Genomic DNA, 5,837 nt, shown 5'->3' with positions numbered 1-5,837 from the left:
CATGCTCGCCTCGCCGGATCGAGGAACGCTGCTCATCGACCGCTATGCCCCCCGCGCCGCCACACGCCCGAGCCTTTGCCGCCACGACTGCGAGATCTGCGCTCGCTCGAAACGCACCTTGACCAGCAACGACACCCATCGTCCCGGCAGCACCGCGAGCACCACAAACCAAGCCGCGTGCATGAGCTTGACGGATGCGGGCAAGGCTTCCTCTCTCAAGTGACGCCACGCCTTTCGCAGCAACACCAAGGGACGATCGCAATCGGAGCCCGGGTAGTCGAGCCCGAGTCTCACAGCCATGAGTCGATAGTTCAGGAACGGCAGTTCGTGATCGAGCGGGTCCGCATCCGCAAGTCTCACCCCACACGAAGCAGCGTGCCGTCGCATTTCCGCGAGTTCGGCCCGGCGCCGCGCGATGGTATCGACGAGACCGGACGATGCTCTTGTCTTGGCGGAGAGGGTGCGGTCGTGCAGGCGGTAGCGACCCAGCGCTTCCGGCAGGGTATGCACATCTCCGTAGAGGGGCGCGATGGTATTGAGATAGCCATCCACCGTCCCGCGGAATCGCTGCGGAAAAACCTGGGACACGAACCAGCGCGAGTACGCGTTTCCGGACGTGACCGGCCATCGATAGGTGGCATTGCGCGCGAATTCTCGGCGAACGCGCTCGACGGTGTAGTCGCTTCCGAAATGCCCGAAGCGCCGCCTGCCCAGGCTTCTGCCTTCGGCGTCGATGACTTTCAGATCGAACTGAACCTTTGCAAGAACGGGCGTCCACACGCTCGCCACCGACATCAACGCGTCGGGTTCGAGCAGATCATCCGCGTCGAGAAAGATGACCACATCTCCCCGGCTCGCGGCGAATCCGGCATTGCACGCGGGGACATGCCCTCGATTGGGTTGATCGATGATGGTGCCGTCTCGTGCGTGCCGGCGGATCACTTCGAGAGAGCCGTCGGACGATCCGTCGTTCACGACCACCAGATCCACGGCGGGATAACCCTGCGCCAGGACCGAGTCGATGGCCTCGCCGACATAGCGCGCGTAGTTGTAGCAAGGAATGATGACGCTTATCGTGGGATATCCCATGCAACCCCCTGGTTGTTGGTCGGTGCCTCGCCCACGTCCGGCTTTGCGGTGCATCCGGCGAGCGAGGCCGCGCCAACGATACCGCCGAGCACGACGACCAGATAAACCGCGTCCGGTGTCAGCAGGTGCCCGCCCATCACCAGCCAGGAAAAGAACAGAACGGCCTGCACCTGGAGCGGCAGGGCATGCCGGCGGATGCATGTCGTCATCAGGGTCAGGAAGGCGGCGAAACCCAGGATGCCGTACTCGACCAGCAGTTTGGCCCACGTTGGATCGTGAAATTCGTAGTCGGTCTGGCTGAGACGCGAGATGGTGCCCGGTCCGAAGCCGATCCAGAAACTCCACGGGTGGTCGAACAGGATGTCGTTCACCAGGCGCATGGGCGCGACGTAACGGATGTAGGCGCTGCTCCGCTCTTCGGTGAACTCATGGATGCGGTTGAGCGTGAAGGAAAGATTGAGAACGTCGCTGGCTGCCCATGCACACAACCCCCCAATGGCGGCCACCAAAGTCAGCCGGCCAACAGTCTGCGGCCTCACCGAAAACAGGAATCCGATCATCAGCGCCAGCAAGCCGGTGCCGGAATACGTGAGCACCAGCGCCAAGGCGAAAGTGGCCATGCGCACAGGGCGATGGAAGAACGACATCTCCACCAGGAGTGCCAGCGCCATCACGAACGACGCGCCGGACGGTTCGCGGAAGAAGAACCCGTTCGACTTGTAGAGACTGCCCACGGGGATGACGGTGTTGTAGATCCCACCCTGCTGGAGTGCCGTGGGTATGTACGGGGTGAAATCGAAGAGCCAGTCGGCGTGGATGACGAACTGCGCAAAGAACTGGGCGATACCTGCGATACCGCAGAAGAAGGCGATGTTGGAGAACACCCGCATGGTCCAGCGTAACTCCTGCTCCTGATCCGCCACGGGCCAGAGGACGAAGACCAGGGGCAGGTAAATGACGACCAGCAGGAGCAGCGATGTCGCGGAAGAGCGATCGGCAGGCGCGAAGCTTGTGTTGACGACCAGACTCACGATCCCGATGACGACACCGCTGCAGTAGACGAGCAGCCGGCTCGGGGAAATCGCGAGATTGCCGGACGCCAGGGCGACGATCAGCAGGCCATATGCGATGAAAAGACTGAAGCTCAGCGGATACGAACCCAGGTTGATGCCGAAGCGGCTGAAGACGGTCACCGCGAGAAAGAGGGCGATGATGAGCCCCTGACGCGCGAGCGCGCCCTGAGCGGGTCGCACAGCGACGACTTCAGCCAGCGTCGCACCGCCTGGCAGCGAGATCCCGAAGCCGGCCATAGACGCCACGTCAGCGCTGCCAGACCCGGACATAGTCGATCTCGAGACTCGCAGGAAACACGCTCAGATCGACCGGCGGCCCGGGCCATTGACCTCCCACCGCGAGATTGACGAGGACATGTGCCGCGCCCCCGTCCGTGCCGTCGTCGTGCTTCCATTGAAACGCGCGGTCGGCGACGAGGACGTCATCGACGTAGTGACGCACACCCTCTTCGGTCCATTCCACCGCGAAGACGTGGTAGCCGTCGGCGTAGTCGACGCCCGGGCGGTAGGCGCCCCATTTGTTGAGACGGGTGAAGTTCACCGGCGCGTCCTTTGCGCCGAGTCCGTGCAGGATGTGGAAGCTCGCCCGCGACGTGTCGCGGCCGTTGTCGACGATCTCGACGACATCGATCTCCGGAGGCCATTTCTGATCTTCGGGATTGAGCCAGAATGCCGGCCACAGGCCGCGACCCGCCGGCACCTTCATGCGGATCTCATAGTAGCCGTACCGCCCGGTCCACTTGGAGCGCAGCATCCCGCTTTCGATCTCGCCGGGTTTGAGCGCCCCGTTGGCGCGCGCCACCAGCGCCAGGGTGCCGTCGTGAAAGACGTGATTGCCCTCGTCCCGATAGCGCTGCCATTCGTCCTTCAGGTGATCGAGCTTGCCGTTCGCGTAGACGTACCGCGTGTAGAAGTGCTTGCGCAACTCGGCTTCGTCCCGAATGCTGACGCCGAAGTCCCAGTTCTGCACCAGGCTGTAACCCTTGCCGCGGATCGGCTCCGGAACGGCAGCCTGCGAGACGGACTGCGCCACGTCCGCCCGGCCAGTCTGCAGCGGAAGCATCACGGACAGGCAGAGGAAGACGAGCCCTATCCGCGAACGTCGCGACGGGACACGCACCATCCCGCCTGATGCGCGCCGGATCTCACGGCCGCCGCCGTGCGAGGAGCACACTGCCATCGCCATCATCGACCGCGGCTCCCCAGACTGCGAAAAAACCGTGGCCGTGATGTCTCCCCCGACGCCATCACCTTGGCATACAACTCCTTCGTGGCACGTCCGATCGCGGCCCAGGTATCCTCGCTCTTCGGCGGCGTTGCGCTCGGCCTCGTTTGCAGAGCGAACTCCAGGGCGTCCGCAAGAGCACGGACGTCCCCCGGTGTTACCAATGTGCCCTGCGTTCCTTCCTGCAGATCCTCGGTGAAGACCCCGACGCGCGAGGCAATCACCCACTTGCCCAGCGACTTCACCAGGAAGTAGACCCCGCTCGCGTCGATCTGGCGGTAAGGAAAGACGAAGCAATCGGTTTCCGCGAAGAGTGCCGCCATCTCCTCTTCCGACAGGCGCCGCGCGCGGATTTCCACCACGTCGGAGAGTCCGAGCGCCTCCATGCGCTGCTTGATCGGACCCAGGTCCATCTGCGGACGACCCGCCACGATCACCCGCGCCCGCTGCCGCACCAGCTCCGGCAGTAGGCCCAGCGCCTCGATGAGGAGATCCGTCCCCTTGTAGGCCTTGATCTCGCCGAAGAGCAGGAACGTCCATCGACCGTCGTTCGCTCGACGCTCCCGCGGGTTGCTCTCGGGCAATGGCACCGCGAGGCTCAGTGGTCCGTGCGGAATGACGACGATCTTTGCCGCAGGCACGCCGCGCTCGATGAGCGTGCTGCGGCCGGCCTGGGTATGCACGATCACTCGGTTCGCGAGTCTTATCGGCAGATCGAAACCCCACGTCTGCAGCCATGCGCGGCGCTCGCCGTTGAAGGGGACCGGATCGTGCACCGTCAGCACGACCGGACGCAGCAGCCGGATGGCGCAGATTGCGAGCGCGTCGAGGCACGGCACGACCGTCCACTGGAAATGCACGACATCCGGCTTGCGCGCGAGAACGCGCCAGACGAGAGCGCACAGTCCGAGGATGTGCGACGCACCTTTCGCCAAGCCGCGCAGGGCCGGTGGAAGACGCGGCGTTTCATCGACTCCGCGATAGAAGAATGGGTCCATGCGGGACGCGGGCAGCACCTGCCGATCTCCCTGTCGCGTCGGTCGCGTCGCCCACATCACATCGACACCGACACTCAGCAATCCGTCGGTCAGCGCCGCATCGTACGGCGCCGTGAACAGAGACGGATCGACGAGCAGAGCCTGAATGCCGCGACTCGACTTCACACCGAATCGCCGAGGGGGTGAGTTGGCTGCGGCGCCGCGATGGCCTCACCTCGCCAGCGCGACTCGCGCACGCTGCAGAGTCCCCAATAGAACCCGAGGGCCCAGGCGGTGTGCATGACGAAAGCGGCCGCACCTGCGAGCAGTCCGCACGGCGAGCGGTGACGCGCTGCCAGCGCGACCGACGTGGCGCACAGCAGACCGAGATAGAGCACCGGCCACCCCAGGAGCAGGGGCGACCATGCCGCGAGCGCGACTGCCAGCAGACAAAGGGCAAGATGGAACGGGACCGCGAGCTGGCGCGCCCGCATGGATCCCGGATGGCGCCGCACGGTACGCGAACGCCCGCGGCCGTAGGCGAAATACTGCCGCCATAGCCCGCCGAGACTGGCACGGGGGCGATAGACGACGCGGATGTCGGCATCGAGATAAATCTGCGCCCCGGCGGCTCGCAGGCGGCAGTCGAGCTCTGCGTCTTCGTTGTGGGTGAAGGTCTCGTCATAGCCGCCGACGCGACGGAACTGTTCCGCGCGAAATGCGGCGTGGTGACCGTGATCGACGAAACCGCTGCGGCGTCCACCGCGATGGGCCGAACCGCCCGAGCCGAGCGGTGTGTCCGAGACCCACGCGATCGCCTTCTGCAGGCACGATTCGCCGACGGAATCCATCGGCACCACGACCGAGTCTGCTGCCGTGCGCTCCAGCGTCTCGACGAGACCACGCACGAAGCCGGCAGGATAACGGGCGTGGGCATCGCAGCGCACGAGCACATCGACGCCGCGTCCGTATTGCCGGACCGCTGCGTTGACGGCGGCCGCCTGTATGCGCTGGGGATTCGGCATGAAGTGGAGGTCGGCGCGCTGCGCCTGCATCCGCCGGACCACGTCGGCCGTGCCGTCGGTGCTGCCGCCGTCGGCGACGACGAAGGTGGTCGCTGCCGACGGCGGCAGATCGCGGCTGAGATCGGCGACCACCCGTGCGATGGTGCCCGCCTCGTTCACGGTCGGAATGACGACGAGGACGCGTTGCGCCATCTCAATGATCGTTCATGACCACGCCGGCGATCCGACCCGGACCTTTGGTCAGCGCTCGCAGCAGGTTGCCGGTCAGGCTCATCCCGCTGCGACCCTTGCGCGTCAGCACGAGCGCCGCACCGCAGGCAGCGGCGATCACGCGCGCGTCGGCACCCTGCGAGGCAGCCGGCGTGTCCACGATGACGTACGCAAACCTGCCGAGCAGATCCCGCAGCAGGTGCGCAAACGCGGAGCGCTGCAACAGCTCCAGGGGATT

At 65.2% G+C, this 5,837-nt stretch carries 6 protein-coding genes; all 6 read right to left on the bottom strand.

The features are described from left to right. Positions 1-42: 42 nt before the first annotated feature. A complete protein-coding gene (locus tag JNK68_15940) occupies positions 43-1,089 on the bottom strand; it encodes a glycosyltransferase family 2 protein (protein MBL8541835.1) in 1,047 nt (348 codons plus the stop codon). After that, positions 1,071-2,399: a hypothetical protein gene (locus tag JNK68_15935; protein ID MBL8541834.1), complete on the bottom strand. Its 1,329-nt coding sequence runs from the start codon at positions 2,397-2,399 to the stop codon at positions 1,071-1,073. Before JNK68_15935 ends, JNK68_15940 begins: the two co-directional genes overlap by 19 nt. A 10-nt stretch (positions 2,400-2,409) precedes the next feature. Continuing rightward, positions 2,410-3,351 carry a glycoside hydrolase family 16 protein gene (locus JNK68_15930; GenBank protein MBL8541833.1) on the bottom strand — a complete coding sequence of 314 codons (942 nt, stop codon included), beginning with the start codon at positions 3,349-3,351 and terminating at the stop codon, positions 2,410-2,412. Beyond that, positions 3,348-4,550: a glycosyltransferase gene (locus tag JNK68_15925; GenBank protein MBL8541832.1), complete on the bottom strand. Its 1,203-nt coding sequence runs from the start codon at positions 4,548-4,550 to the stop codon at positions 3,348-3,350. Before JNK68_15925 ends, JNK68_15930 begins: the two co-directional genes overlap by 4 nt. Further along, positions 4,547-5,581 (bottom strand): glycosyltransferase family 2 protein, encoded by a 1,035-nt coding sequence (locus JNK68_15920; GenBank protein MBL8541831.1) that lies wholly within the window; start codon positions 5,579-5,581, stop codon positions 4,547-4,549. Before JNK68_15920 ends, JNK68_15925 begins: the two co-directional genes overlap by 4 nt. Position 5,582: 1 nt before the next feature. Next, the coding region (locus JNK68_15915; protein MBL8541830.1) for a tyrosine protein kinase at positions 5,583-5,837 on the bottom strand (255 nt) is incomplete at its 5' end.

Source organism: Betaproteobacteria bacterium (assembly GCA_016791345.1).
Classification (GTDB): domain Bacteria; phylum Pseudomonadota; class Gammaproteobacteria; order Burkholderiales; family JAEUMW01; genus JAEUMW01.
Note: the sequence above shows the minus strand (reverse complement) of the source record. Positions and strands in the feature narration are given on the sequence as shown.

Coding starts and splice junctions, on each gene's coding strand:
- JNK68_15935 (MBL8541834.1), bottom strand. CDS start 2,399: ATGGCCGGCTTCGGGATCTCGCTGCCAGGCGGTGCGACGCTGGCTGAA.
- JNK68_15920 (MBL8541831.1), bottom strand. CDS start 5,581: ATGGCGCAACGCGTCCTCGTCGTCATTCCGACCGTGAACGAGGCGGGC.
- JNK68_15940 (MBL8541835.1), bottom strand. CDS start 1,089: ATGGGATATCCCACGATAAGCGTCATCATTCCTTGCTACAACTACGCG.
- JNK68_15930 (MBL8541833.1), bottom strand. CDS start 3,351: ATGATGGCGATGGCAGTGTGCTCCTCGCACGGCGGCGGCCGTGAGATC.